This window comes from Actinomycetota bacterium (genome assembly GCA_041658625.1).
Lineage (GTDB): Bacteria > Actinomycetota > JAHEXW01 > JAHEXW01 > JAHEXW01 > JBAZZW01.
The window spans coordinates 1-26465 of the sequence record JBAZZW010000002.1; the positions used below are offsets into that span (position 1 = coordinate 1).

The following is a 26465-nucleotide window of genomic DNA, read 5'->3' on the forward strand; positions in this document are numbered from 1 at the left end:
TTCAATTCGCTCCATGCCAGCCTTTGGCCGGGATGATCTTTTTGGTCCTCTCGTCTAATACCCCGAGCAGGTGAAAGCTGTAGTAGAGCTCCCACTTGTATGTACCAACGGGTCTCAGGCCCACCGGCTCTTTGGCCAGGACCTCCGAGACATATATATGTTCTCCCCGCCACCTGATCTCGCCGTTGTGGCGCACTTGTCTGACTACGATTTCTGAATCATACTCGACCTCCGGGAGACGAGCCGGGTAGGTCCTTGGCGAAGAACAGTAAATACTACCCGGGGTCTTTCTTCCCAGCGCCTCATGGGAGCGCTCCCAGTTGTATTCCTCCCGGAACGGATCGAACCGGCGCTGTTGGGCCAAAAGGCTTGCTTGCGGCGGTACCGCTTCCTTAAGCGTCCTGTGCATGCGCTCGTGGCGGCCGTTCTGCTCCGGTCTGCCCGGACGGATGCGCTCGGGCTTGATTCCGAGTTTGATCCACCACTTAGACAACTGGCTGACGCCTCCTGCCGCAAGAGACGCGAAGGGCGCCCCGTTGTCCGTACGTATGGCCTCGGGTAGCCCGTATTCCCTGAACAACCACTCGAACCATGGTCTTGTCGCCTGGTGGCTCGGCCGCTCTAGTCCCTGACACAGAAGCAGATATCTGGAGAAGTTGTCGCTCACGGTCAAGGGATAGCAGCGACGTCCGTCGCCCAAGTGGAAGTCTCCTTTGAAGTCCGCGCTCCAGATCTTGTTCGAGCCGTCACAGGCTCCGAAGGGTTCTGTGTAGGGAGCCACTCTGTGCTTGCGCACTCTCGGGCGAGTAAGCCCGGCGCGCTTGAGTATCTCGCCTGCTGTGCTGTCGGCAGGCCAGGCGGATCGATCATGCTCGCGGCGCAAGAGATCCATCACTTTCTTAGGTCCCCATCTCTGATGACGGAGCTTGGTCTCGACGATCAGACCCCTGACTTCCTCAGGGGTCTGATTGGGATGGATGTGCGGCGCACGGGAAAGTTCCTCAAGCCCTTGTGGGCCTTGTTCCGCGTAGCGCCCGAGCCATTTGTCAGCCGTCGGTCTACTGATCCCGTAGGCCAGACACAGCTCGCTCTTCGTGTAGTCTCCGCTCAACCAATCTGCGATCAATCTTATCCTTTGGTCCATGGCACTGGTTTCCTTCCACGGCATAGGCTTCTCTCCTCCTTGCCGTAAACTGTAAACCATGTGCCCGGTTTGTTTTGTAAACTATGTTACCGGTTTGTACCATACTACTGCCTCTCCCCTCCGGGGAGAGGATTGAGGTGAGGGGGCCAGGTCAGAGGTCAATGCACCTGCGGACTAGTCCGCGGGACTAAAAACAAAAGCCCACGGGACTGGAGTCCCACCCCACCCTAAAAATAAACTCGCGGAAAAGGCGCTCGACCATATTAGACACTCACAGTCATGAGGACACATTCCCGGGAATGTGTCCATGAAATACACATATAAAGATGTTCGAGTCCTACCCGGGGAGCCACACTATTACTACAGTTCAAGCACTATGACCCATAGCTTCGTATACAAACATCCCTCTCCAACACGGGGAGCCAAAGTCAGCCTAACCCCTGGCTGGAAGCATAATACTGCCTTTCAGAATCACTTTTCTATAGAAATATCCCCGCAGCATTTTGCGACAGCATTTTGGTTGGATGATTATTCGTGGTGATCGGGTTGAATATGGAGATGCCCATGCGCGTGTTCTTGGCCGCTGTGACGGTGGACGTGAAAATGGGCGAGATTCGCTTTCAGCATTAGCTGGCCGTCTTGTAGAACGGTGGACGGAGCGCCTTCGGCGACAATAGAATGATTGTCGCCTAACACATAAACCCGGTCGGCGATTTCCGGTACGATGGCCAGATCATGCGTCGCCGTGATTATGGTCTTACCTTCTTTGTTTAAATCAACAATAGTATCGACGATCCAAGCCTGTGTTTTTGGATCCAAGCCAGCCGTTGGTTCATCTAGAAGCAGAATCTCAGGTCGGCAAGAAAGCACAGACGCTACCGCGACCTTTTTCTTTTCTCCGCCGCTTAGGTTATAGGGATGTCTCTTGATTAATTTGCCTAGATCAAGTGCCTCGACGATCTGATCAACGTACTCCTTGACTTGCTCAGGGGACAAACCCAACTGGGCGGGACCGAAAGCGATTTCATCCCGTACCGTCGAGGAAAAAAGCTGAACGTCAGGGTTTTGAAATACCAAGCCGACGCGGGAACGGAATTCCGCCGTCTCGCCCGGATCCTTTAACCGATCTTCTGTTAGGGGCCGGCCAAATGCCGTTACCAGACCGGAAGCGGGATAAAATAGACCGTCGATAATCTGCAATAGGGTCGATTTGCCGCTGCCGTTCGCCCCCATAATAGCAATCTTTTCGCCTGCGCCGATACGCAAACTGATGCGCACTAGCGCAGGCGTTTTATCCTGATATTCGTAAGATACGTCTGCCAGCTCAAATACCATAGAGTTCACTTGTATAACGGTTAACGCAACAAAAGGTTGGCGCAGATGACCAATCCGACCACGGCTGCTGTGACGATCAGCCACGCCACCTCGATCGAGCCGAATCTAGGCCGGTACACCGTTCGGATCTCTCCGGTAAAGCCGCGGGACTGCATGGCAAGGTAGACGTCTTCGCTTAGACGCTGCGATTTCTGGAACAGATTACCCAGACGCGAGGCGACCCAGCGGCGTTCTTCAGCGCCCGACAAACGTCTGATCATGCGGCTTTTGCGCGCTAGATGCATCCCGTCGGCGGTCTTAAGAAAAAGAAAGATATACCGGTAAGTCATTTCCAGGACCAGAATAGCCGTTTTTGGGATCCGCAGAACCGTCAAGGCGCGCATTAGTTGTTCCCACCGGGTCGTTAACACCAGCAGTGCGGCTAAGGATACCGATACCGCCACGCGCAATAACACCGTTACGGCTGTTTGGACTCCTGGTTGAGTGATCGAGATTCCGCCGATTGTCACCAAAGCCTTGCCCGGGACGACAAACGAAAAAATCGCCGGCAAGACAACAATTCCGGCAAAGATGGGGATGAAGAGCCAGACGCGTTTAATAAAAACACCTAGCGGGATGCCGGAGGCCAGCGCCATCAGCAGAGTCAAAGCATACAACCCGAGAAGAACCTCGATGTTTCTCGTCAGGGCTGCAGCCAACAAAAGTAACAAAGTGGAAATAAGTTTCGCTCCCGGATCGATCTGCTGTAACAGGCCGACCCGGGAGACGAATTCCTCGAGGAAGAGCGATTTCTCAAGGATGTTGGAGGTGCTACGGAGAGTTTTTTCGGCGAAACCTCCGTAAACAGGGCGCAAGCGTTTGATGTTTAATCAACGCCCCCTTCGTTGTGTTTATTGGCTAAGACAAGTTTGGAAATAATAAAAACTAATCCCCCAACCACGGCGATGCCTAAAATTGCCGAGATGATATAGATACCGGCGCTCTTTAGAAACGGCGCATTCTCCCAACCGCTTAGCGAATAATCGGGCAGCGGCGCGCTCCAGAGGCTGGACAGCTTGTCCAAACCGTGTGGTACGTAGCCGACCAGGGTTTTCACCTCTTCGCCGCCCCATTCTCCCCAAGCCGTCCCGGGGGCGAGCAACCCGATCGGAGTCAGGATGGCCATGATGGCGATGCCGATCCACAGCTTAGCGGTCGAACTTATCTTGGCCGCTTTGGTCTTGACGGGTTCCAATGAGCCTGATTTCTCCAAATAGAGTAAGATCCCACCGGTGGTGACGGCTTCAACAATTCCGGCCACAAGAAGATGGGGGATCATCATGGCCGGGATGGCAACGTTCAATGGATAGGGAGCATAAAGAGCGGCGCCGTTGGCGGTATGGAACAAAGCCGGCTGGATACCGAACTCTATTGCCGTACATAAAGCCGCTACATTTAGACCGACGTAACCGGCGATACCCGCGGCCAGCCACTTGAATCGTCCCTCGATGGCTTTGAACCCGATTAACCAGCGATATAAATAGTAGCTGACGAACGGCAGGACGATCGCCATGTTGAAGCAATTTGCGCCGATGGCCAGGATACCGCCGTCACCGAAGAAAATGGCCTGAACAACCAGCGCCACCGAAACTGCGATAACTGCCGCCCAGGGACCGAGGACGATGGCTACCAGCGCGCTGCCGACCGCGTGGCCGGTCGTACCGCCGGGCAGCGGCACGTTGAACATCATGACGATAAACGTAAAGGCGGCCGCAATAGCCAACAAAGGAATGCGCCTCGCCTCAAAGGTCTTTCTGATTTTTCGGAACGCCGTATACCAAAAGGGCGCCGCCGCCGCGAACATAGCCGCGCTTGTCTGGGGGCTGAGATAACCGTCTGGAATGTGCATGATTCTCCTTAATAGGACTTTGACAAAGAACACCGTATTACGAATATCTAAAAAGTAACACGATATCATTTGGGTGTCAATACTTTTTCGTGATATCTTATATTGACGACATATAATGAATAAAGCACTCTGCTTATACGCTGTGCTTGCGCGGAAGACTGGCAAGGAGCAATGTATGGGAAAGACAGTAAGATTCGGGTTGGCGATGGACGAGGATCTATTAACCCGGTTTGATGAACAAATCAAAGAAAAGAGCTACGCCAATCGCAGCGAGGCAGTCCGCGACTTGATGCGGAACCAGTTGGTTGAAGAGGAATGGGCAGTCGGTGATATCGAAACCGTCGGCACCATTACTTTGGTATACGACCACCACGTACACGATTTGCAGGACAACCTAACCGACCTGCAGCATAATCTCCACGAATCAATCGTTTCCACTGTCCACGTTCATCTTGACGCCCATAATTGCCTGGAGGTGCTGATAGTAAAGGGCAAAAGTAGCGAAATCAGAGCGGCGGCTGACCGTTTGATCGGCACAAAGGGTGTTAAACATGGTCGACTGACCATCAGTACACTCGGTCGGGAGATTTTTTGAGAGGGTTTAAATATCTGGCTATAGGCAGGGGGCCAAGTCCTGAGTTTATAGTTTTTTCATGGCGCCGTCGCAAAGCTTTGTCGGAATCTGTCTTTCTATAACTGATAAAAGACATCTTCAAGAGGTTTTATGCAAAACCCTGAATGTTTGAAAAACGTGCAATACGGGGAGCCACACTATTACTGCAGTTCAGACCATTGTTACCACCCTAGGCAACTACCTAGAACCTGTTTGATTTACCCCAAATTTACGAATTGACGATTCTTCAAATATCATATATCATCATATCAGTAGAGGATGATAGGAGGGTATATGTCACTGCTGGAGAAGAAATCCGTCGAAATCAGAGCAAAGCTTTTCCGGGGATTCTCCGACCCGTCGCGACTTAAGATCCTTGACGCGCTCAAGGAGCGTCCGTTAGTTGTCTCTGAGATTGTTGAAATCACGGGTCTTACCCAATCGAATGTCTCCAATCATCTCGCTTGTTTGCGAGAATGCGGGATTGTCGATAGTGAACAAAAAGGCAAGTACGTTACATATCGACTGAGCGACCCGAAAGTCGAACAGTTCTTAAAACTGAGCGAAGAACTTGTGGCCGAAGTCGCCAAAGGCATCTATATGTGCACGCATTACAGTAGAACCGTGGGCAAATAGTAGCGTGACTGACTTGATGTCCAATTCCACCACAAACATAAAGAAGAAAGCGCTGGGATTATCGTATTTCACCGTTGCATATAACATCATCGAGGGCTTAGTGTCGATAGCCGCCGGCTTGATTGCCGGTAGCACTGCTTTAGTGGGATTCGCGCTTGACAGTTTTGTAGAGTCTTTGTCCGCGACCGTTATGGTGTGGCGTTTCAGAAAGCATGAGACGCGGTCCGAAGAGGAAGAAGAGAGGATCGAGGAGTGGGCGGAGAAGCTTGTGGGTTATACCTTTCTGATTCTTGGCGTCTACGTACTTTATGAAGCAGGCAAGAGCATATATCTACACGAGGCTGCCGAGCCGAGTCTGCTCGGCATTGCGATCGCTGTACTATCGGTCATAATCATGCCTCTTCTTTACGGCAGCAAGATGCGTGTCGGCAAAGCCATAAATAGCCGAAGTCTAATTGCAGACGCCAAGGAGACGCTGGCTTGCGTCTTCTTGTCAATCGCGCTTCTACTCGGCCTCGTCACTAATTACCTGTTTAGCATATGGTGGACAGACCCAGCGGCTGGCGTAATAATCGCAGGATTTCTTCTAAAAGAAGGCTACGAGACTCTTACTGAAGAAGAAGATGATGACTAGGGCATATTAGGCAGTCGTACAGGCCTTATGCAAGACCCAACTCCCACTCCATCTACCCCAAATTGACACGAAGTATTTCTATGAATAGACTGTCAGCAGGATTCTGAAGGATCAGAGAGGAATGCTAAAAGGAAAGAATGGTCGTCGTATGCAGTCCTCCAAAGTTACAGAACGTATAAACGCAAAGGCACTTGAGTTGCTCGAACAGCATCCAGAGGGTCTACGTTGGTCAGAACTGCGCCGAGAAATTGAGGCCTCAGATCACAACTTTCATCCGAAAACGGTCAACGGATGCATCTGGAAACTTGTCCAAAGATTTCCTGACAAGATTTACAAACCATCTAGGGGGCTTTTCCGTTTATTGAAATATAAATCCGCCGAAGTGGACACACCCTAACAAGAAAAGGACCCATGCAAATCAAGTTCGACCGTTGACAATATGTACTCCTAAGCGTACACTATGCTTGAGGTGGCAAACATGGACAAGGTCATTGGGATTGTCGACGCAAGAACGCATATGAAAGAGATCATAGAGGGAGCGGCTAGCGGATTGCGGTATATAATCACGTCCAGATCAAAACCGAAAGCGGTGCTGGTAAGCATAGAAGAGCTTGAGACGTTGGAAGTCATGGCGGACGCTGGACTAATAAAAGACCTGGTTGAGGCCAAGGAAGACATCAAGGCCGGCCGCGTGATATCTGCAGACGATTTCTTTAAGGCATAACAGTTTGGCGCGAGTCCTTCTGACCCGGCGATTCGAGAAGAATTTCAAGAAGCTTGACGATAAAACACAAGCGCGAATCAAAGGCGTCGTGCTAAGTCTCAAGGATGACCCGAATCAAGGTAAATGTCTTACTGGTGATCTTGCAGGCGAATACTCGCTAAGGGTCGGAACATACAGGATTATATACATCATCCAAGGCGATGATGTGATTGTCGAGACCGTCCGTCACCGCAAGGATGTCTATAAACGCCGGTAGCAGAATTCTTATCTCACCACGTTTTATGCCATACACGGAATGTTTGAAAATCGTACAACCCGGGGAGCCACACTATTACTGCACTTCAAGCACTATGACCCATTGCTTCGTATACAAACATCTCCAAATCTCTTTACGCGAGCGGGCCGATGTCAATCTGCTGACAAGAAATCGGCAATCGGAGTACCATCGGCGCCGACGAGGACCTTCTTTGCTTGTGGGTATGTCTCGCCAAACAACGCCAGCCCTGCTAGTGATCTGGATTCTTGCCCGCTTTTTACCTCGATTGCGTCTAATATCTTTCCGGCTCGAAAAACAAAGTCAACCTCTTTGTCCCGTTCGCGCCAGTAGAAGAGGTCACCCAATCCGGTGAAAGCCTTATTTATCAAATAGGCGCCGACGGCTGATTCTACCAATCGACCCCAAAATCCGCCATCAGCTTTGGCTTGTCGAAATGTTAAGCCACTGTTCGCTGACATTAGGGCGGTGTTAAACACCTGCAGCTTCGGGCTTGATCCGCGCTGGCGCACCGCTTGGCCGGAGTACTTCTGCAAGCCGGCGACAAATCCTATTTGTCCGAGAAGATCAAGATAGTGCGCCAAGGTGGTTGTGTTGCCCGCGTCCTGGAGCTGTCCGATCAAATGATTATAGGTAACAATCTGGCCGGAGTATTCGCAAGCAAGCAGAAACAAACGGCGCAATAGAGCGGGCTTATCAATCCTGGTTACCAGTAAAACATCACAAGAGATGGTCGTCTCTATCAAGGAGTCCTGGATGTAGTGCAACCACCTTTCATGATCTTGGATAAGTGGCGCCGCTCCCGGATATCCCCCATAGAAAATAAAGGTATCCGCGTCCCACCCAAAGTATTCGCGGCACTCGCGGAATGTCCAATGACCAACGCGGGTCGTCTCAAACCTTCCGGCCAAGCTTTCCGTCAAACCAGATTGCATGAGGAGCGGAGAAGAGCCGAGGATAACTACCTGCAAAGGAACGGAGTTTCGGGTGTCCTCGTCCCAAAGTCCCTTTACCGTATCTGACCAGCGAGTAATCTTTTGGACTTCATCTAATACCAAGACCGTGTTCTTGTTTTGGCCTGCTAGGCTACGGGCCTTTTCCCACTGCAACTCCAGCCACGTTTCATTTTGCGTCGTCGGTAGATCTGCCGAGACATAATGATTAGGCATTCCTAGAGAATCAAGAACTTGCTTTACTGCCGTTGTCTTGCCGACCTGGCGCGGGCCCGACAACACTTGAATGAGACGACGCGGTTCACGTAACCGGTCGGTAAGTGTCGAATTGATATTCCTGACATATAGTTTTTCCACTTCAAGCCCCCTAAATGAGAATTACTCAAAGAGATGAGTTAAATAACTCACCGTATTGAGTAAATTATCACTTTCTTGATTTGCAGTCAATAAGAATTTCCTGGCATCCATATTTTGTAGCGGCAATATCCAAGTAAATTAGGCAAGAAAGTCTTATAAACAGGGATTATGCAAAACGCGGAATGTTTGAAAAACGTACAACCCGGGGAGCCAAGGATTGAAGTGCCGCGGAAATTAATAGGCTAATCCGCGGCTTTTTCCTTTTTCTCCTCTTTCTTAAAGTTGACGACTGTGTTGTCGGCGGGCATTTCGTTGGTATGGGCGCCGGTGAAGTTCGTGGTCATCTCTAGCGGCGCCCCGGTAAAGAACGCTTCCGGTAACTCCGCCGTCGCGGATTGCTTGGTTACATTGAATTTATTGACCACATAAGGCACGCCCTGGGAGGCGATCGGATCAGTACCTTTTATTATGTGGAAGTGGAGGTGAGGACCGGTTGAATTGCCGGAATTCCCCAGTTTTCCGATTACCCGTCCTCGTTTGACCTTGTCACCTTCTTTCACTGTCGCGGTTCCTTTGATAAGGTGCGCGTAGAAAGCGCTGTAGCCCCCGCCGATGTCGATAACAACGAAGTTACCTCCAGCGTTGCTAAGGTTCAGATCGGCGAGCGTCTCGCCGATCTTAAGGTCGTCGAATTCATCAACGACCTTCAGAACCTTTCCGTCGCTGACAGCCAGTAGATCCTGATTATAACCCGGCCAATTATTCAAGTTGTTGACGTCTCCCTCACAGATACGATTCTCGTTATCCAGCTTGAGGTAATCGACGGCCCAACGTTCCGGAATGAGCCAATCACCGTTCAGTGGGAAGACCGCGTTCCTATGGCCGTAGTTGTTGCTAACGTTACCGGCGAACCAATTATCGCCTTTAAGCGGCGGTCCGATGACTACCGGCGCGGTCGCATCCACTTTTGTTCGGGCGATTCGCTCGGTGGTTTCCGCCGGCAGGATGTTCACCGGGTTTCCAGTTTTTATCCTTAATACGTGATCGATGGCTTTGGGGACGCTGTTCTTATCCAGTATCAAACAAAAGGTGATAAGTCCGGTTTCGCGGGCCTTAAGGATGTTGGTCGGGCTATCTGTTTTTGGCAGCCGGAAGTGGTCTTTTATATCATCGACGCCATATTCGGCAACCACTTTATTCTTGTTCAGGGGATCCTCGAGAGTCAACTTCTCAATTGAGTAGTCGGACGGGGTGGCGTTGGTAACCTTGAGTTCGTACATCAGATAGTATTTCCCGTCCGACAGTTTGACCGGCTGCGGCTCGACTACAGCTTCTCCGATAATAGGGGTAAGATTTTGGCCAGGTAGGGGCGGCGGCGACACTTCCTTTTTTGTCACGCAACCCGAGCCCGCCAGAACTAGTAGTGTTAATGTCAGCAGCCCCAAAACCGTAAACACCTTTTTCATAGCTCCCCCTTATGCGAACAACTTGTTGTTTATTTCCATCATTATCGCCTGTTGTCAATGGTATGTAAACGAGGCTACAGTTCCAAGAGAGCTGATGCAGGTCTCAGGGGCAAAATTTATTACGGTAATGTGTATACTTGTAAAGATGCAGGGCAAGGGAATAGAAGGCTTAGAATGTACGAGTTCTTGACGATTGGCGGGGCGACGCGAGACGCGTTTTTTGAGGTTTCGGACGGTCAGGTTGTCGTCAATCCGAGTGATCCGGCAAGTCCAAAACTTCTGGGATTTGAATACGGCTCAAAAATAATCACCGAAAAAGCGTTCTTCGCTTACGGCGGCGGAGCCATCAACACATCGGTTTGCCTATCCAAAATGGATTTCTCGGTCGCCGCCTGTTTAAGAATCGGATTAGAGGGAACCGGCGATATCCTTTTGAGAGACGTAAAAGAGCACGGGATCGATTGGAGATTTGTTGAAAGGGACCCTGACCTGCATACGGCCTTGTCCGTCATTATCGACGTACCCGACGCCGACCGCGTCGTTTTTCAATATCCGGGCGCAAACTCCAACCTGGAGGCCCGTTGTCTGGAGGACATCAATACCGGATGGATCTATCTGACATCGTTAACCGGAAGATCAGTCGACATAATTCCACGGATTGTCAGCAAGACGGCGGCTGAGAATATCAACCTGGTTTTCAATCCAGGGCGGACGCAGATAAAGGCAGGCTATCAATCGATAAAAACAATCGTTGACGCTTCATTCGCCTTAATGTTGAACAGGAAAGAAGCCAGAGATCTTGTTCTGTCTGAAAACAGTCAAGCGCAGGTATCGGACATTAGAGACCTTGTCGCGGCAGCCGTGAAGTGGGGTTCCCGCTATATCGTTATCACAGACGGTATAGACGGCTCTTTCGTTTGCGACGGCTGCCTGGTATATTATCTGCCAAGGTATCCATTTGAAACCAAGGATATGACAGGCGCGGGCGACGCGTATGGCGCTGGTTTCATTGCCGGCCTGATAAAATATAATGGAGATGTCGGCAGGTCGATGAAGCTCGCGACCGCGAACGCCGGCTCTGTAGTCAGCCAAGCCGGCGCCCACAAAGGATCGCTGGACACTAAAGCCGCGGAGGCCATTATCGAGAAGAACGCGGGTATAGAGATCAAAACAATGGAGATGTGAACATGCTAGTTACCTCAAAAGAACTGTACGCCAAAGCTAAGGCCGGCAAATACGCGATCGGCGCTTTCAACACCTCAATGCTGGAGGTTACCTGGGCAATAATAATGGCCGCTCAAGAACTGAAAGCGCCCGTTATCATCGAGACCTCTGAAGGCGAGATCGATTTCCTAACGCCGGAAATATCTTTCGCTGAAGTAAAGATGCTGGCCGACCAGGTAGACATCCCCATCGTATTGCACGTCGATCACGGTAAACGCTTCGAGGTGGTTGAAAAAGCGGTCAAAGCCGGCTACACATCGGTTCACGTTGACGGTTCCTCTCTCCCGTATGAAGAAAACGCCGAGCTCACGAAGAGAGTCGTTAAGCTGGCCCACGAGCATGGTGAAATACTTGTAGAAGGAGAAATCGGACACATAACCGGCGCGTCCGAAGCGCATGACCAGGAAATTAGAATATCGAGAGATACGCTGACCGTGCCTGAAGAGGCAAAAAGATTCGTCGACGAAACCGGCATCGACGTCCTGGCGGTGGCCATAGGAAACATTCACGGGGTTTATAAGAATCCGCCAACTCTTGATTTCGCCAGGCTGGAGGAGTTGGGCAAGGTAGTAGATACATATTTCTCACTTCACGGCGGATCGGGTATCCCCAAAGACCAGATTAAAAGAGCGATATCGCTCGGCGTGACCAAAGTAAACGTAAGCACGGAGCTTCGCCTTGCCTTTCACAACGGACTAGCCAAAGAATTCGCCGAACACCCGGACAACGTGGTCCCATACAAGTACCTGCCGTTGGCCAGAGAAGCGGTTAAGAAAGTCGTCGAAAGTAAGATAAAGATGTTCGGCTGCGCCGGTCAAGCATAACGCAAGGATTCAAAAGCAACCCAAAGGAGACATCTTGAAAAAGGGACTTGTTATCGGAGGCCTTTTAGTTCTGGTACTAATTGCCGGAGCCTTTATCGCCTGGCGTTACGTAACCAAGGTTACCGGCATACCGACTGTTCCGGCTAAAGAAAGCAAGATTGCGGTAAACGAAGACGACCGCATATTGATAATCGCGCCGCATCCCGACGACGAGACACTTGGACCCGGCGGATTAGCCCAGCAAGCCACGGCAGCCGGCGCGGCCGTAAAAGCGATAGTCATCACTACCGGCGATGGATATAAACACGCTGTTCAGGTGAATCTAAAGGTAAATGAGCCTAAGCCTGAAGACTACCGTGCCCTGGCCGAAATGAGGCACAAGGAAAGTGTCGCGGCTATGGCCGCTCTCGGTGTCAAAGACGTGGTCTTTCTGGGTTACGCGGACGGCAGCCTGAATTCACTGTGGCGGGAATCCTGGGATTACGATCAACTTCACACCGGATTGAACGGCGGAAACACCGGCCCTTACGATTTCGCTTATGAGCCCGGCGCACCCTACTGCGGGGAAAACCTGGTCAAGAATCTATCCTCTTTGATGATGGAATATAAACCGACGATTATTGTTTACCCGACCCCCGAAGACCTTCACCATGACCATTGGGCGGCCAACGCTTTTACACAATATGTGATCGCTCGCGACAACGTGACTACGCGTGAATACACGTATCTTGTGCATCGCGGAAAACTCTGGCCGAGCCCGCCGGTTTACGAGCCCGAAAAGGTTATGGACCCGCCTTATCAAATGGGCGAGGAGGATGCGAATTGGCTGAGGCATACGGTAACGGGCGAAGAACGTGTGGCAAAACTTGAAGCGATTGAACAGTACAAAACACAGTTGCCTTTGGCGGACCAGTTTCTAAAGGCGTTTGTCAGACGCAACGAATTGTACGCGATCTACCCCGAGCTTACCTTAAGTGAGGTAGCGTCCCTGTCCGACGGCTCGGAAGGCAGCGCCATTCCCGGCACGATCATTAACGATTATGAGGCTTCGGAATTGTCCAAAAGCCTTGGAGGCGTCGGCGATATTCGCCGGATCGCCGCCGTCACCGACGATAAGAACGTCGACATGATCGTGGAGCTGGAAAAGCCTCTTCAGGCCGGCACCGTTTTGATGATAAACCTAAGGGTCTTTACGCCCGGCGGAGTCGTTCGCCGTTTGGATATTAGAGTCAACCGCGGGCAGGCTGTGGCGATAAAAGCCGCCAAGAACTCCGTTCAGCCGCAGGTAGACCTGACGCTTTCCCAAAAAGACAAGAGAATCCGCGTCCGCGTAAGCGCGTCGATTTTTGACGGAGCCTCCCAAGTAATGTTTAACACGGATACGTTCAGGGATACCGCTACAGAGGACGAGTGGCTTGACCGCACGGCCTGGCGCCGGTTGTCATTGCAATAGCACCGTCATTCCCGGCCCGGTTGAGGTAAGATAGTAGACCGGGAGGACACATGCGCGTTGTAACCGGTACCGAAATGAAAGAGATTGACCGTCAGGCGATTGAGAGCGGAAAGATCGCCGGATTGACGCTTATGGAAAACGCCGGTAAAGCCGTCGCCCAACGGGCGAACGCTGTTCTTGCCGGACTTGGCACCGGATCTGCCCTGGTTGTTGCGGGTTCCGGGAAAAACGGCGGCGACGGATTCGTAGCCGCGCGACATCTATCGGAAATCGGGCACCCCGTTCAGGTTCTGGTTTTCGCCGAAGAGGATGACTTCCAGGATGAGGCCGCCGAAAATCTTACTAAGCTGAAGGGCGTCGTTACGCCCATATTCAATCCGGACGAAGCTGTCCTAAGAGACGCCACGGAACATGCCGAGGTGATTATCGACGCTTTGTTCGGCACCGGGTTCAAAGGCAAGATCCCCGAACCGATGAAGAAAGTCATTGGCGCTATTAATATGTCTGAGGCGTACGTTGTAGCCGTCGACATCCCTTCGGGCGTCGAGGCTGACACCGGCCGGATCGGAGGAGTCGCCATCGAGGCGGAGGAAACCGTTACTTTCGGCTTGCCGAAATTGGGCTGTGTCCTCTATCCGGGAGCCGCGTTTGCGGGGGAATTGACGACCATCGATATCGGATTCCCGCAAGAATTAACCGTGGCTGTAGGGCATATCTCAATACCGTCGCCCAATGAAATGGCGTTGTTGTTACCTCCTCGAGGCCCCGAAGTATTTAAGCAGTCGGTCGGCCGGGTACTCGTGGTCGCCGGCTCGGCTGGGATGTCAGGGGCGGCCGCCATGTGCGCGATGGCCGCTTTGCGCGCCGGCGCGGGTATCGTAACCTTGGCGGCGCCGGGCAGCCTGACCGATATCCTGGCGATCAAACTTACCGAAGTCATGACTGAATCCCTACCTGAGACGCTGGACAGGACGCTGGCCTTTGAGTCGGCGGACACTGTTCTCGAGATGGCCAAGGATTTTGATCTTTTAGTACTAGGGCCTGGGATATCGGGGAACGTCGAAACGTTCGAGGCTGTCAGGCGGATAGCCGGAGATGTTCCGATTCCGCTGGTTGTTGACGCGGACGGCCTGAACGCGCTGGCGGGGATACCCGAGGTACTGGCCGGCCGTAACGCCGAGACCGTTGTTACCCCGCACCCGGGAGAGCTGGCCCGCTTGATAGGCAGCGACGCAAAAACGATTCAGAAGGATCGTTTAAAGGCGGCGGGGCAGGCGGCGGACGTCATGGATGCCGTGGTCGTGCTGAAGGGCGCTCGTACGGTGGTGGCCGCCCATGACAAGATGATTTCCGTTAACACGACCGGAAATCCAGGTATGGCGACAGCAGGTTCGGGCGACGTTCTGGCCGGGATGATCGGCGGCCTGTGGGCCCAGCACATGGACGCGTTCAACGCGGCGGTTCTGGGTGTATACATGCACGGATTGGCGGGGGATCTGGCGGCCGGCGACCTTACGGAATACAATTTGACGGCTACTGATTTGATAGAATATATGCCCGACGCGTTCCGAACGGTAAAGGAAGCGTCGCTTAAGTTTCCGGAGGTATGATGATTGCGAAAGACGTGATGACGAAAAATGTGATAACCGTCAACCCTGAGATGGCGGTAAAAGACTTGGCCGGTTTGTTGTCAGAGAAGAACATCGGCGGCGCGCCCGTGGTAGACGGCAACGGGAAACTCCTTGGCATCGTTACGGAGAGCGACTTAGTAATTAAAGACGCCCGCCTTCATTACCCGACTTACATACATCTACTTGATGGCTTTATATACTGGCCGTCCAGCGTGGCTAAGTTTAACGAGGAATTCAAGAAGGCTTTGGGGGCGACCGTCGGCGAGATTATGACCGTTGACGCCGCAACGGCCCGCGAGGACGCGACGATTGAGGATTTGGCCACCCTGATGATCGAGAAGGACATCGGATTGATTCCGATAATCGACAACACCGGCAAGGTCATGGGCATCGTTACAAAGCACGATGTGGTAACGGCCATCGGCAAGTCATCATAGCCACGAGGCACGAGCCATGAGGCGATTAAGAGAAAGACATAAATGCGCTCGCAGCTCGCAGCTCAAGGCTCACGGCTAACAAGGAATCCTATGCGACCGGTCTGGGCCGAAATCGATTTAACCGCGATAATCCATAACACAAAGATCCTAAAAGGGCTAGTTTCTCCAGACACCCTGTTCATGGCTGTTGTCAAAGCCAATGGCTACGGGCACGGAGCCTACCGGGTGGCGGAAGCCGCCTTGGCGGCGGGGGCGGATCGTTTGGGGGTGGCGACCATAGAGGAAGCCGGGCAACTGATGTCGGCGGGCATCGACACCCCAATCCACATTTTAAGTGAGGCGCCGCCCAATCCGGAGGATAGCGGGGCTATTGCTGAGAACAAGTTTATCGCCACAGTTTGTCGACCGGAAACCGCTGACTCGCTTTCCCGGGCTGCGGAGGACATCGGTCAGGAAGTCGTTGTGCACGTCAAAATCGATACCGGCATGAATCGCCTCGGTTTAAAGGACGACCCGGCGGCTGTCGTCGCCTTTCTCGAACACCTCAATCGCCTTCCGGCTATCATGCCGGAAGGCATCTTTACGCATTTCGCGACCGCCGATGATCCGGCCAGTGATTTTCCTGCCAGGCAACTGGACAGGTTTATGACTGTGGTCGGGGAATTGGACAAACGGGGTTTGTGTCCCCCGATCAAACACGCGGCCAATAGCGCCGCCATAATCGGTTTTCCGGAGTCGCATATGGATATGGTGCGGGCGGGCATCGCCATGTACGGTTTGGATCCAAGCCCCGCGTTCGCAGGACGCGCCGAAATCAAGCCGGCGCTGGCTTTGAAAGCCCGGATTTCCTTTGTTAAAGAAGTGCCGGCTGGCGAGGGCATCAGCTACGGTCTCACCTTTAAGACATCACGGGACAGTCGGATCGCTACGTTGCCGCTTGGTTATGCCGACGGGTATAGCCGTTTACTGTCGAACAAAACGGACGTCCTCGTAAAAGGGCAGCGGGCGGTCAATACCGGGACGATTTGCATGGACCAGTTTATGGTTGACGTGACAGAGATTGCCGGCGTCGAACCCGGAACGGAGGCGGCTTTAATCGGACGCGACGGCGGCGCGTCGATAACGGCCGACGAGATCGCCTCGCGATTGGGGACGATCAACTACGAGGTGGTCTGCATGATAAGCGCCCGCGTCCCTCGGGTGTATTTAACATGAGAAAAATCGCGCCCCTGCTTTTTCTAGGCCTACTGAGTCTTAGCTTGGCCGGTTGCGGGATATTCAATTCCGATAACAATACCGGGAGCAATCGTCAAATCGCACCGACTAATCCGAACTACAGCAAGAGTGTTTTTATCGATGAACTCAGACTGGAAATCGCTACTTTGAAGAGAAGCTTCCCGACCACAGAGATCGTCCCGCTTCGCGTCAGCGTGACGAATACCGGTGATAAGCAGACCAACCTTACTTATCCGAGCGGACAGAAATATGATTTTACGGTCACAGACGCGTCGGGTGCTGAGGTTTGGCGCTGGTCGGCTGGCCGCTCATTCACTCAGGAAGTTATTGTTGTTAAAATCAAACCGGCCGAAAACTATAATTTCTTCGGCCGCGTCGACGCGGGGTTTTTAAAGCCCGGCGAGTATACGGCGACCGCGTGGATAACGGCTGAGGAGCTTGCAGGGGAGAAGATGTCGTTAAAATTCAAAGTTTTTGGCGCATCCTAATATGCGAATATTTGCAACTCGTACAAGATTTCACAAAATTCCCTTGCAATAACGCCAAGAGGAAATTAGGATAGACTAAGAAATTGTCTAAGAAAGCCACGTAACACTAGTTACAAGAGGCGGGAGCAGTGGAAATGGCGAAAACAGAACAGCAAGAACCAGTCGTCGTAGGAACAAGGCCGCCCGAAACATCACCCCTACTTATTATCCAGCAAAAGGAAGTGGAGATTAATTCGGGCGTTCTTCAAGCCAAACGCCACGCCGAGGAAACAGTTGCCAAAGCAAGAATGAAAGCTGTGGAAATCAGGGATCAGGCGGAGAAGAAAGGCGCTGAGGAAGCGTTGGCCCTTAATAAGAAAGAGGCGGCCAAAGCTAAGAAAGAGGCGGAAAGAAAGAAAGCCTCGGCCTCCGCCGAGAGCGATAAAGTCCGGGAAACAGGACGCAAGAACGGCGATAAAGCGGTGTCGTTAATTGTGAACGTCGTTACCGGGCGATCAAGCTAGCAAGACCAACCAGGCGGTGAGAACATGATATTGCCAATGATGAAGGTTCGTATTGTCGGACCGAAACGATATTTTTACCAAACGCTCAACATAATCCATTACATCGGCGTACTGCAGATGGAAGACTTCTCGAAGAGAATAGAACCCACCGAAACCCTTCTCAGGAACATGGATATCGACGAACCGTCGAAGCTAAACCGGATTAGGCTGGAAAAACTCCTGGGGCGTGCGACAGCCATCGTTACCGCCATCGAACCTGATGTGATGAGCCAAAAGGAAGCGCAACGCGAGGTTGAGAACGCGTATAACCGGGTCTGGAAGAACACCAGTGAAGATCTGGCCGCCGACGGGATGCAGATCGTCAAGCGCCTGGAGCTGGTTACCAAGGATCTGGCAACGCGAAAGAGCGATCTGGAAAATGAGCTTGGCACGCTCTCTAAATACGAGAATATCGTGGAGAAGCTTCATCCCTTATCCAGCCAGCTATATAGGCTCCAAGGCTTTGAGGCGGTCGCGCTCCTTATTAACAAGAAATACGGCTCTGTGCTGCCGCTGATCAGAGAACAGATCGGCAAGATCACCAAACAGCAATTCGAGCTGGTGGCGGCGGAAGTGGACCCGGAAACCATTGCGGCGATCGTGGTCTTCAACAAGAATTATTCCGAACAGGTGCACGGATTCTTATGGTCGGAAAAGGTCAACCAACTGCGGCTGCCGGAAAGCCTGGCCGACAAGCCTTTCGACCAGATTCTAGAACATATCGACGCCCGCAAACAGGAGATTCCTGTTGAAATCGGCAAGATTAACGAGAAACTGGCGGCCTTAGGCGATAAATGGTACATAAAGCTCATGGCTTTAAAGTTGGCTATCCAGGACCGTATTGAGGAGTTGACCGTCCCGAATACGCTGGCGCAAACCGATCTCACCTTTGTTATCAGCGGCTGGTTGCCAAAGAAGTATTATGACGACCTAGCCAAGAGCATCGGTAAAGAATTCCGCGACGCGGTTTTCATTGAGGAGCTGGTGCTTTCACCGGAAGAGATGGAGGAAGCGCCTGTCGTCTATGAAAATCCCAGGTGGGCCAAACCGTACGAGCTGGTTATGGGGATCTTCCAGAAGCCGATGTACGGGACCATCGATCCGACGCCGTACATGGCGATCGCCTTTCCGATATTCTTCGGACTGATTGTCGGCGACATGGGAATCGGCGCGTTCTTTCTCGTCCTGTCATTGTTCTTCCGCTGGCGTTATAAGAACGTCATCTGGGTAAAGCCGGTCACGACTATCGCCATCATGGCCTCTCTGTCAACGATTCTGTTCGGAATCGTCTACGGTGAGTTTTTCGGCAACATTCTGGAACTGAATCACCTTGTCAAAGAGATACACATTATGGGGATAAAGTTCCCCATCAACAGGATTGAAGCGATGATGCCGATGCTGTATCTGTCGATCGGTATCGGAGCGGTCCAAGTCACGTTGGGTTTGGTTTTGGGCGTCATTAATTCCGTCAAACGGAAGGCTAAGAAGCATTTGGCCGAAAAGGTGGGCATGCTGATAGTTCTCTTTGCCATATTCACTATAACCGGAGCCGTCGTTCTCGAGGTCCAAGCGCTTATGACGCCCTCATATGTGGCGATTCTGATCGGCGTCGTCTTGTTGATCTACGGCGCTGGTCTGATGGGCGTCATCGAAATCTTCGGCACGCTAGGGAATATCTTCTCCTACACTCGTATCCTGGCTATCGGGCTGGCCGGCATGATCCTGGCTATGGTCGCCAACGAGATGGTCGGCGCGATGGGCAGCATATCTATCGGAATCATCGTAGCCCTTCTGCTCCACGCCCTAAACATCGTCATCGCGGCCTTCTCGCCGACAATACACGCTTTCCGACTTAATGTCGTTGAATTCCATAAGCAATTCGTTGAATACGGGGGACAACCTTACAAGCCATTTAAGCGAACAGGAGGGGGATAAGTATGCTAGTTATCGGGAAAGCAATAGGGGCGGCACTGGCCATTGGCATTTCAGCCATCGCCGTCGGTTGGGCCCAGGGTAAGATCGGTGCGGCGGGCGCCGGCGCAATCGCGGAGAAACCTGAAACAGCCGGCCAGATCATCGTTCTTGAGGCTTTGCCTGAGGTCGTGGCCGTTTTGGGCTTCGTTACGGCAGCTATGATCATCACGCAAATCAAGTAATCACGGAGGCATTCAGTGGCACTTGACGATATGCTGAAAGCTCTGGAGGAAGACGGGAAGCAGCAGCAGTCGGACATCATGGAAACAGCTAGGATTCAGGCGCGAGATATTATTAAAGCCGCCGAATCCCAAGCGGGAGACATCAAGTCGGCGCACGTCGACAAGATGAATAAAGTCATCCGGGAAGAAACCACTAAACTTTTGGCTGAGGCCAAGACCTCGGTTGATCGTGAAGTAAACCGGACGAAAGATGACGTAATCGAGGATTTGTTCGATAAAGCGCACGAACGGCTTCGCGCCGTGCGCGCGTCCAAGGACTATCCAGAGATCTTCCGCGAACTGGCCGAAGAGGCGCTGTCCCAAGCGGACGGAACCTTAGTTATCCACGTGGACCCGCGCGACAAGAAGCTTGCCGAAGAGGTCTTAGCCAAATCAAAGGCCGACTACACGCTGGAGACCGATCTGACAAGCCAGGGCGGAGTGGAAATTACCGCGGAGCACGGCCGCATTACCATCTCCAATACACTTGAATCTCGGGCGGATCGGGCGCGGCGGTTTTTGAAATCCGAGGTCGCGGCGTCTGTTTTCGGTTAGAGCCGGATGAGTATGGATTACGGCTACGCGAACGCCCGTATTCGGGCCATGAAAAGCGGGCTCTTCAACGAGTCCTTTTATAACCAGCTCTTACGCTCTAGGTCGCTGCATGAAGTTATTGCGGCCTTAGCGCAAACTCCGTATGGGCATGATCTTGATGAATCCATGATAAAAACGGAAGGTTTGAAGGGGTTTGACGAAGCGCTGCGACGCAATATCATGAAAGCCTTCAGCAAGGTCTCGATGATTGTCGGCGAACAAGACGAGAACCTTGTTAACGTGCTTTTTGGCCGATGGGACGTGATGAACGTCAAGACCATCCTCAGGGGAAAGAACCTGGGCGCAAGTTCCGACGCGATCTTGGAAAGCCTTATTCCGGCAGGCGAGTTGGACGAAGCGACACTGTTGGAAATGGTCAGATCGCGAGATGTGCGCGATTGCATAGACGTTATGGCGACCATGAACGTGTCTTACGCCGTTCCTTTGACCGGCGCTTTTCCGGAATACGCGCACAAGCGCAGTCTAGCCGTCCTGGAGCTGGTTTTGGATAAGGAGTTTTATGAAATGTCGTTCGCGAAGCTGCGCGCCAAGGATATGAACACAAGGCTTGTGGCTGAAATGCTTCACCGGGAAATCGACAATATCAACATCATGACACTGCTGCGTATCGTTAAGGAGGAAGTCGAATACTCGGAGGCGGCCAATCTGTTCATTTCCGGGGGCAAAGAAGTCTCTTACCGGACACTCGTGGAGGCAGTCGGCTTTCACTCCGTTGAGGACGCGGTAGAGGCGCTGAAGAGGACCTCTTACTACACGCTCCTCCAGGAAAAAATGCCGGCGTATTTTGAGACCAATTCACTCGCCAGCGTCGAACGCGGGCTGGAAGAGGCGCTAGTCCGAAAGCGGGTCAAGCTGTTTATGGCGGATCCATTAAGCATCGCCTCAACAATCGCGTTCATTTGGGCCAAGTACAACGAAATTGTAAATTTGCGGATTATTGCCCGCGGAAAAGAAGTCGGGATGCCGGAAGCAAAAATCCGGGAGGCCTTGATCATTGCGTAAACTGGTCATATTTACCGATGTTGAGAGCGCTGACGGCTTCCGTCTGGCGGGCGTGGAGACCGTGGAAGGCACGGAAGAAGCCGCGGAGAATAAACGAACGCTTTTAAAGTTGGTACACGACGACGATATCGGAATCGTCGGTATCAGCGAGGACATAATAAATAACATTGACGAAAACACGAGAGCCAAGGTCGAGCGGATGGATAGGCCGATAATAGTAACGTTGCCGACCACTAAACAACTGGAAGTCAGTGAGGCAAGGCATGCCTACCTTGCGAAGATGATACGAAGGGCCATCGGATTCGACATAAAGATAGGCGGGGAGTAGAGGATATGCTACACGGACAAATCTCAAAGATTTCCGGACCGGTCGTTCTGGCCAGGGGCTTGAGCGGCACCAAGATGTATGACGTTGTTAATGTGGGCGAACTGGGCTTAATCGGTGAGGTTATCCGGCTGGAGGCCGACATTGCGACGATCCAGGTCTACGAAGACACAGAAGGCTTGCGGGTCGGGGAACAAGTCGTCAGCACCTTAGATCCTCTGATGGTTGAGCTGGGACCGGGTCTGCTATCGTCGATCTACGACGGTACGCAGCGGCCGCTGCCAGAGATTCTCGCCAAATACGGCGCTTTCATCTCGAAAGGCGTCGTTGTAAGCCCACTGGACCGCAAGAAGAAATGGAAATTCAAACCGTCTGTAAAAGTCGGACAGGAACTTGCGGCCGGTGATTATGTCGGGACGGTCGACGAGACTAAAAACCTGGTCCACAAGATTATGGTTCCGCCCGGCAAATACGGCAGCGTAATTAAAGTCAGTCCGGCCGGCGAATACACCGTCGACCAGACCGTTGCGGTCATCACCGACGGCATCTCTGAGCTTGAGATAAAACTGATGCAAACCTGGCCGGCGCGTCTCGGGCGTCCTTATGCTAAAAAACTCGACCCGGAAGTACCCTTGCTTACCGGCCAGCGTGTGTTCGACACGTTCTTCCCGATTCCAAAGGGCGGCACGGCGATTATCCCCGGCGGCTTCGGAACAGGCAAGACGGTAACGGAACAAACCTTGGCGCGTTGGGCCGACGCCGACATCATCGTTTACGTCGGCTGCGGCGAGCGCGGCAACGAGATGTGCGAGGTGCTGACGGAATTCCCGACGTTGATCGATCCCAAAACCGGAGCGCCGCTCCTGGATAGGACGGTCCTTATAGCCAACACTTCAAACATGCCGGTCGCGGCGCGGGAAGCCTCTATATACACGGGTATCACGATTGCCGAATACTACCGGGACATGGGATACGACGTCGCGATGATGGCCGACTCGACATCCCGCTGGGGCGAAGCTTTGCGCGAGGTATCCGGCCGGTTGGAAGAGATGCCCGGAGAGGAAGGCTACCCCGCTTATCTGGCCACCAGGCTGGCCGGTTTTTATGAAAGAGCCGGGCGAACGGTTTGCCACGGCAGCGACGCCCGAGTCGGTTCGGTAACGGTTATCGGAGCCGTCTCACCTGCAGGCGGGGACTTTTCCGAGCCGATGACGCAGCACAGCCTCAGAATCTCCGGCGCGTTCTGGGCACTCGATACGGACCTGGCCCACCGCCGCCACTTCCCGGCCATTAACTGGATCAAGAGCTATACGCTGTTCATGGACCAGGTCAAAGGCTGGTTTAACGAGAACACTGCGCCGGATTTCGGAGAGACCAGGGACAGGGCTATGTATCTGCTGCAGCGCGAGACGGAGCTGCAAGAGATTGTGCAATTGGTCGGTCCGGACGCCTTACCGGAATCTGAACGGGTTATTTTGGAAGCGACGCGGATGTTGCGCGAGGATTTTCTTCAGCAATTCGCGTTCGATGAAATCGACGCGTTCTGTCCACCGGAAAAACAGTACTGGATGCTAAAAGCGATAATCGCTTTCTATAGCGAAGCCGCCGAAGCGGTCAACCGGGGCGTAACGCTGGCGCAGATCATGCAGCTCCCGGCCAAGAACCAGATCGCCAGGATGAAAAGCTTGCCGGTTGACAGCGCGGTCGCTTCCATTAAGAAACTGATAGAAACAATAGACCAGGACATTACTAGTATCGAGGCGCTATGATGGCAGACAAAATCGAGAAAGATCAAATATCGCTTCTTAAGAAGACCTACCGGACGCTTAATTACGTTTCGGGTCCGCTGGTGTTCGTCGAGAAGACGAAGGACATCCGCTACGGCGAGATGGTTGACATCGCGATGGCTGACGGCACGCAACGGTCGGGCCAGGTTCTGGAAACATCGGAAGAGATGGCGGTCGTCCAGGTATTCGAGGGTACGCAAGGCATCGACGTGGAGCATACGATGGTCACCTTCCGCGGCGAGGTCGCCAAGATCGATGTTTCCGCCAACCTGCTGGGCCGTGTCCTAAACGGCCGCGGCGATCCCATTGACGAAGGGCCGCCGATCCTTCCTGAGGCCAGGCGGTCGATTACGGGTTCACCGATTAATCCGGCCGCGCGAGAAGAGCCGGGCGATTTCATCCAGACCGGGATATCGGCAATCGACGGGTTAAACACACTGGTACGCGGGCAGAAGCTGCCGGTGTTCTCCGGTTCGGGCTTGCCGGCCAACCAGCTGGTTGCCCAGATTATCCGCCAGGCGACTGTTAAGAGCGGTGAGAGTTTCGCCATTGTTTTCGGCGCGATGGGCATCACCCACCGTGAAATGTCCTTCTTCATTAACGATTTCGAGAAGAGCGGCGCGCTGGAACGCGTGGTCATGTTCGCCAACTTGGCTGACGACCCGACAATCGAGCGGATTATTACCCCGCGCTGCGCGTTGACGGTCGCCGAATACTTGGCTTACGAGAAGGAAATGCACGTGCTGGTTATTCTTAGCGATATGACCAATTACTGCGAAGCTTTGCGCGAGATTTCTACAGCGCGCGAAGAAGTCCCAGGGCGCCGCGGATATCCGGGTTATATGTATACCGACCTGGCAACGATATACGAAAGGGCCGGTCGGATTCATGGCCGGAACGGATCTGTAACCCAGCTGATGATTCTGACTATGCCCGACGACGACATTACCCACCCGATTCCAGACCTAACCGGGTATATAACAGAAGGCCAGATCGTATTATCGAGGAATTTGCACCGCCGCGGAATCTATCCGCCGATCGACACCTTGCCGTGCCTCTCGCGCCTTATGAATCTGGGTATCGGCCCGGGAAAAACGCGTGAAGACCATCGAAACGTTGCCGACCAGCTCTACGCATCTTACGCACAGGGCCGTGACCTGCGACGTTTGGTCGCCATCATCGGTGAAGAAGCTTTCTCTGAAACCGACAGGAAATATCTCAAATTCGCCGACGATTTCGAGGACAAGTTCGTGTCTCAGGGCTCGGAGAACAGGTCTATTGAGGACACTATGGCCGTGGCCTGGGATCTTTTGGGCAATTTGCCGCGCGAGGAGCTCAAACGCATTAAAGACGATTATATCGACAAGTATATGCCGGAGACCAAGGAAGAAGAGGGCGTCGAGCAAGAGGTATCGCTCGAGGAGGCCATGGAGGCCGAACTTAGCGATCTGACGGAGGCGCAGGATGGAGACATCGACGAGGGTGTGCTGGAACCGGTTGAAGCCGACGGCGGATACGGCGAAGACGAGGAATGGGATTTCCGTAAGTCGGAGGAGCTGAAATAGGTGGAGCAAGCCAGTCCCACCAGAACTGAACTTCTCGCCAAGAAAGCGCAGATAGAGCTGGCCGAACAGGGCCGGGACCTACTGAAGGAGAAGAGAGACGCCCTGATCGTCGAGTTCATGTCGGTTATGGACACGGTTGTCAGGTCAAGCTCCAGGCTTGGGAAGGTCGCCAGCGAGGCCTATTATACACTTACGCTCGCTAAAGCCGTCGACGGCACCGTGGCCGTCAGAAGCGCCTCGTTCGCGACGAGCGGCGAGGTCCGCATAGAAGTCACCGGAACGCATATCATGGGCGTCTACGTGCCCGAAATCACCAAGAAAAGCGTACGACGGACGCTCCTGACGCGCGGCTATAGCCCGACCGCGGTTAGCAGCCGTATCGATGAAATGGCGGAGAAATACGAGGAAGAGTTGGATATCATTCTTGATATCGCGGCGATTGAAACCAGGCTTAAGAGATTGGGCGAGGAGATACAAAAGACGCGCCGCAGAGTTAACGCGCTGGACAACAACGTGATCCCTAACCTAAAAGAACAAGTCAAGTATATCCAAACGACCTTGGAAGAGCGGGCCAGGGAAGACCTGTTCCGCTTGAAGAAAGTTAAGAAAGCAATCGAGAAGAAAAAAGCCTTACTTCAGGCTGGCTAATACATTCGAGACTTCCTCGAACCCGAGCTTTCCTTCCTTTTCTCTATGCATTACTTGATCCCCAACCTGGATAATCTTTATGAGGGCCGGCAAAGTCATTCCGGAGAATGAGATATCGTCCCATTGCCGCCTTCCAGAGAACGACCAGGTTTCGCCAAGGATCCAGTTCAGAACCTCAAGATCATGTTCAGAGAGCTGTTTCCAGGTGTCGGGGATTGATCGCCGGGCTTTTTCCATGGCCCGCTCAACGGCCTGCTGTCGTTTGATGTGGTAGGATTCTATGCCGAGTTCTTCGTCGTCGATCTTTTGCTTCACCATACGCATCACCTGCTTGATCGTGAACCCCGGTCAATGTAATAGAATGTGGTTTTATTTTATCCCTGTCGGGCTGCGGAGTAAACGCATTTTGATTGCTTTATTAGGGCGTTTTAGTCTATTATCTATGTGATTTATTCTCTTCCCTGGCGAA

28 protein-coding genes are annotated in these 26465 nt (G+C 52.7%); 21 read left to right on the forward strand and 7 right to left on the reverse strand.

Going from position 1 to position 26465, the window contains the following annotated elements; all coding sequences use genetic code 11:
• Position 1: 1 nt before the first annotated feature.
• From WC891_04845 to cbiM, 4 genes are all read right to left on the reverse strand, one after another.
• Positions 2-1204, reverse strand: a complete 1203-nt coding sequence (locus tag WC891_04845) for an IS481 family transposase (GenBank protein ID MFA5867272.1) — start codon at positions 1202-1204, stop codon at positions 2-4.
• Between the two features lie 468 nt (positions 1205-1672).
• Entirely contained in the window at positions 1673-2479 is an 807-nt protein-coding gene (locus WC891_04850; protein ID MFA5867273.1) for an ABC transporter ATP-binding protein, read from the reverse strand.
• A 20-nt stretch (positions 2480-2499) separates the two neighbouring features.
• On the reverse strand, positions 2500-3333 hold the full coding sequence (gene cbiQ, locus WC891_04855; protein ID MFA5867274.1) for a cobalt ECF transporter T component CbiQ: 834 nt from the start codon (positions 3331-3333) through the stop codon (positions 2500-2502).
• An 11-nt stretch (positions 3334-3344) separates the two neighbouring features.
• Positions 3345-4367, reverse strand: a complete 1023-nt coding sequence (gene cbiM, locus WC891_04860) for a cobalt transporter CbiM (GenBank protein MFA5867275.1) — start codon at positions 4365-4367, stop codon at positions 3345-3347.
• Between the two features lie 175 nt (positions 4368-4542).
• Here cbiM and nikR point away from each other — a divergent pair, with 175 nt between their 5' ends.
• The 5 genes from nikR to WC891_04885 all read left to right on the forward strand — a co-directional run bounded on the left by nikR (position 4543) and on the right by WC891_04885 (position 7230).
• Positions 4543-4962, forward strand: coding sequence for a nickel-responsive transcriptional regulator NikR (gene nikR / locus WC891_04865; GenBank protein MFA5867276.1), 420 nt, complete (start codon positions 4543-4545; stop codon positions 4960-4962).
• Positions 4963-5274: 312 nt separating this feature from the next.
• Complete coding sequence (locus tag WC891_04870) at positions 5275-5616, forward strand: metalloregulator ArsR/SmtB family transcription factor (protein MFA5867277.1); 342 nt, start codon at positions 5275-5277, stop codon at positions 5614-5616.
• Positions 5617-5620: 4 nt separating this feature from the next.
• Positions 5621-6250 carry a cation transporter gene (locus WC891_04875; protein MFA5867278.1) on the forward strand — a complete coding sequence of 210 codons (630 nt, stop codon included), beginning with the start codon at positions 5621-5623 and terminating at the stop codon, positions 6248-6250.
• Positions 6251-6728: 478 nt separating this feature from the next.
• Positions 6729-6974, forward strand: a complete 246-nt coding sequence (locus WC891_04880; GenBank protein ID MFA5867279.1) for a type II toxin-antitoxin system prevent-host-death family antitoxin — start codon at positions 6729-6731, stop codon at positions 6972-6974.
• A 4-nt stretch (positions 6975-6978) separates the two neighbouring features.
• Positions 6979-7230 carry a type II toxin-antitoxin system RelE/ParE family toxin gene (locus WC891_04885; protein ID MFA5867280.1) on the forward strand — a complete coding sequence of 84 codons (252 nt, stop codon included), beginning with the start codon at positions 6979-6981 and terminating at the stop codon, positions 7228-7230.
• Positions 7231-7382: 152 nt separating this feature from the next.
• Here WC891_04885 and WC891_04890 read toward each other — a convergent pair whose 3' ends face one another.
• Together WC891_04890 and WC891_04895 are read right to left on the reverse strand one after the other, a co-directional pair.
• Entirely contained in the window at positions 7383-8558 is a 1176-nt protein-coding gene (locus WC891_04890) for an AAA family ATPase (GenBank protein ID MFA5867281.1), read from the reverse strand.
• A 242-nt stretch (positions 8559-8800) separates the two neighbouring features.
• On the reverse strand, positions 8801-10024 hold the full coding sequence (locus WC891_04895) for a M23 family metallopeptidase (protein ID MFA5867282.1): 1224 nt from the start codon (positions 10022-10024) through the stop codon (positions 8801-8803).
• A gap of 174 nt (positions 10025-10198) precedes the next feature.
• Between WC891_04895 and WC891_04900 the strand changes: the two genes are divergently transcribed.
• From WC891_04900 to WC891_04975, 16 genes are all read left to right on the forward strand, one after another.
• Positions 10199-11209: a PfkB family carbohydrate kinase gene (locus WC891_04900; GenBank protein ID MFA5867283.1), complete on the forward strand. Its 1011-nt coding sequence runs from the start codon at positions 10199-10201 to the stop codon at positions 11207-11209.
• A gap of 2 nt (positions 11210-11211) precedes the next feature.
• The gene (locus WC891_04905; protein MFA5867284.1) at positions 11212-12072 is read left to right on the forward strand and encodes a class II fructose-bisphosphate aldolase; all 861 of its coding nucleotides are present in this window, start codon (positions 11212-11214) and stop codon (positions 12070-12072) included.
• A 34-nt stretch (positions 12073-12106) separates the two neighbouring features.
• On the forward strand, positions 12107-13525 hold the full coding sequence (locus tag WC891_04910; GenBank protein MFA5867285.1) for a PIG-L family deacetylase: 1419 nt from the start codon (positions 12107-12109) through the stop codon (positions 13523-13525).
• Positions 13526-13575: 50 nt separating this feature from the next.
• Positions 13576-15135 carry an NAD(P)H-hydrate dehydratase gene (locus tag WC891_04915; protein MFA5867286.1) on the forward strand — a complete coding sequence of 520 codons (1560 nt, stop codon included), beginning with the start codon at positions 13576-13578 and terminating at the stop codon, positions 15133-15135.
• Positions 15135-15593, forward strand: a complete 459-nt coding sequence (locus tag WC891_04920) for a CBS domain-containing protein (protein ID MFA5867287.1) — start codon at positions 15135-15137, stop codon at positions 15591-15593. Before WC891_04915 ends, WC891_04920 begins: the two co-directional genes overlap by 1 nt.
• 90 nt (positions 15594-15683) lie before the next feature.
• Positions 15684-16808, forward strand: coding sequence for an alanine racemase (gene alr, locus WC891_04925; protein ID MFA5867288.1), 1125 nt, complete (start codon positions 15684-15686; stop codon positions 16806-16808).
• Entirely contained in the window at positions 16805-17317 is a 513-nt protein-coding gene (locus WC891_04930) for a BsuPI-related putative proteinase inhibitor (protein MFA5867289.1), read from the forward strand. Before alr ends, WC891_04930 begins: the two co-directional genes overlap by 4 nt.
• A gap of 134 nt (positions 17318-17451) precedes the next feature.
• A complete protein-coding gene (locus tag WC891_04935) occupies positions 17452-17820 on the forward strand; it encodes a V-type ATPase subunit subunit G family protein (GenBank protein ID MFA5867290.1) in 369 nt (122 codons plus the stop codon).
• 24 nt (positions 17821-17844) lie between these two features.
• Complete coding sequence (locus WC891_04940) at positions 17845-19794, forward strand: V-type ATPase 116kDa subunit family protein (GenBank protein ID MFA5867291.1); 1950 nt, start codon at positions 17845-17847, stop codon at positions 19792-19794.
• Between the two features lie 2 nt (positions 19795-19796).
• A complete protein-coding gene (locus WC891_04945) occupies positions 19797-20015 on the forward strand; it encodes an ATPase (GenBank protein ID MFA5867292.1) in 219 nt (72 codons plus the stop codon).
• Between the two features lie 15 nt (positions 20016-20030).
• Positions 20031-20609 carry a V-type ATP synthase subunit E gene (locus WC891_04950; GenBank protein ID MFA5867293.1) on the forward strand — a complete coding sequence of 193 codons (579 nt, stop codon included), beginning with the start codon at positions 20031-20033 and terminating at the stop codon, positions 20607-20609.
• A 12-nt stretch (positions 20610-20621) separates the two neighbouring features.
• The gene (gene ahaC / locus WC891_04955) at positions 20622-21671 is read left to right on the forward strand and encodes an ATP synthase A1 subunit C (protein MFA5867294.1); all 1050 of its coding nucleotides are present in this window, start codon (positions 20622-20624) and stop codon (positions 21669-21671) included.
• On the forward strand, positions 21664-21999 hold the full coding sequence (locus WC891_04960) for a V-type ATP synthase subunit F (protein MFA5867295.1): 336 nt from the start codon (positions 21664-21666) through the stop codon (positions 21997-21999). Before ahaC ends, WC891_04960 begins: the two co-directional genes overlap by 8 nt.
• Before the next feature lie 5 nt (positions 22000-22004).
• The gene (locus WC891_04965) at positions 22005-23765 is read left to right on the forward strand and encodes a V-type ATP synthase subunit A (protein MFA5867296.1); all 1761 of its coding nucleotides are present in this window, start codon (positions 22005-22007) and stop codon (positions 23763-23765) included.
• Positions 23762-25348, forward strand: coding sequence for a V-type ATP synthase subunit B (locus WC891_04970; GenBank protein ID MFA5867297.1), 1587 nt, complete (start codon positions 23762-23764; stop codon positions 25346-25348). Before WC891_04965 ends, WC891_04970 begins: the two co-directional genes overlap by 4 nt.
• Positions 25349-25996 (forward strand): V-type ATP synthase subunit D, encoded by a 648-nt coding sequence (locus WC891_04975; protein ID MFA5867298.1) that lies wholly within the window; start codon positions 25349-25351, stop codon positions 25994-25996. It begins immediately after the preceding gene.
• On the opposite strand, the gene WC891_04980 is transcribed toward WC891_04975, so the two are convergent.
• Positions 25979-26314 (reverse strand): hypothetical protein, encoded by a 336-nt coding sequence (locus WC891_04980; GenBank protein ID MFA5867299.1) that lies wholly within the window; start codon positions 26312-26314, stop codon positions 25979-25981. The genes WC891_04975 and WC891_04980 overlap by 18 nt on opposite strands.
• Positions 26315-26465 lie beyond the last annotated feature (151 nt).

Excerpts from the sequence above, each read along its gene's own strand:
- WC891_04845 (MFA5867272.1), bottom strand. The coding sequence starts at position 1,204 with ATGGTTTACAGTTTACGGCAAGGAGGAGAGAAGCCTATGCCGTGGAAG.
- WC891_04850 (MFA5867273.1), bottom strand. The coding sequence starts at position 2,479 with ATGGTATTTGAGCTGGCAGACGTATCTTACGAATATCAGGATAAAACG.
- cbiM (MFA5867275.1), bottom strand. The coding sequence starts at position 4,367 with ATGCACATTCCAGACGGTTATCTCAGCCCCCAGACAAGCGCGGCTATG.
- nikR (MFA5867276.1), top strand. The coding sequence starts at position 4,543 with ATGGGAAAGACAGTAAGATTCGGGTTGGCGATGGACGAGGATCTATTA.
- WC891_04870 (MFA5867277.1), top strand. The coding sequence starts at position 5,275 with ATGTCACTGCTGGAGAAGAAATCCGTCGAAATCAGAGCAAAGCTTTTC.
- WC891_04880 (MFA5867279.1), top strand. The coding sequence starts at position 6,729 with ATGGACAAGGTCATTGGGATTGTCGACGCAAGAACGCATATGAAAGAG.
- WC891_04895 (MFA5867282.1), bottom strand. The coding sequence starts at position 10,024 with ATGAAAAAGGTGTTTACGGTTTTGGGGCTGCTGACATTAACACTACTA.
- WC891_04900 (MFA5867283.1), top strand. The coding sequence starts at position 10,199 with ATGTACGAGTTCTTGACGATTGGCGGGGCGACGCGAGACGCGTTTTTT.
- WC891_04905 (MFA5867284.1), top strand. The coding sequence starts at position 11,212 with ATGCTAGTTACCTCAAAAGAACTGTACGCCAAAGCTAAGGCCGGCAAA.
- WC891_04915 (MFA5867286.1), top strand. The coding sequence starts at position 13,576 with ATGCGCGTTGTAACCGGTACCGAAATGAAAGAGATTGACCGTCAGGCG.
- WC891_04920 (MFA5867287.1), top strand. The coding sequence starts at position 15,135 with ATGATTGCGAAAGACGTGATGACGAAAAATGTGATAACCGTCAACCCT.
- alr (MFA5867288.1), top strand. The coding sequence starts at position 15,684 with ATGCGACCGGTCTGGGCCGAAATCGATTTAACCGCGATAATCCATAAC.
- WC891_04930 (MFA5867289.1), top strand. The coding sequence starts at position 16,805 with ATGAGAAAAATCGCGCCCCTGCTTTTTCTAGGCCTACTGAGTCTTAGC.
- WC891_04935 (MFA5867290.1), top strand. The coding sequence starts at position 17,452 with ATGGCGAAAACAGAACAGCAAGAACCAGTCGTCGTAGGAACAAGGCCG.
- WC891_04940 (MFA5867291.1), top strand. The coding sequence starts at position 17,845 with ATGATATTGCCAATGATGAAGGTTCGTATTGTCGGACCGAAACGATAT.
- WC891_04945 (MFA5867292.1), top strand. The coding sequence starts at position 19,797 with ATGCTAGTTATCGGGAAAGCAATAGGGGCGGCACTGGCCATTGGCATT.
- ahaC (MFA5867294.1), top strand. The coding sequence starts at position 20,622 with ATGGATTACGGCTACGCGAACGCCCGTATTCGGGCCATGAAAAGCGGG.
- WC891_04965 (MFA5867296.1), top strand. The coding sequence starts at position 22,005 with ATGCTACACGGACAAATCTCAAAGATTTCCGGACCGGTCGTTCTGGCC.
- WC891_04970 (MFA5867297.1), top strand. The coding sequence starts at position 23,762 with ATGATGGCAGACAAAATCGAGAAAGATCAAATATCGCTTCTTAAGAAG.
- WC891_04980 (MFA5867299.1), bottom strand. The coding sequence starts at position 26,314 with ATGGTGAAGCAAAAGATCGACGACGAAGAACTCGGCATAGAATCCTAC.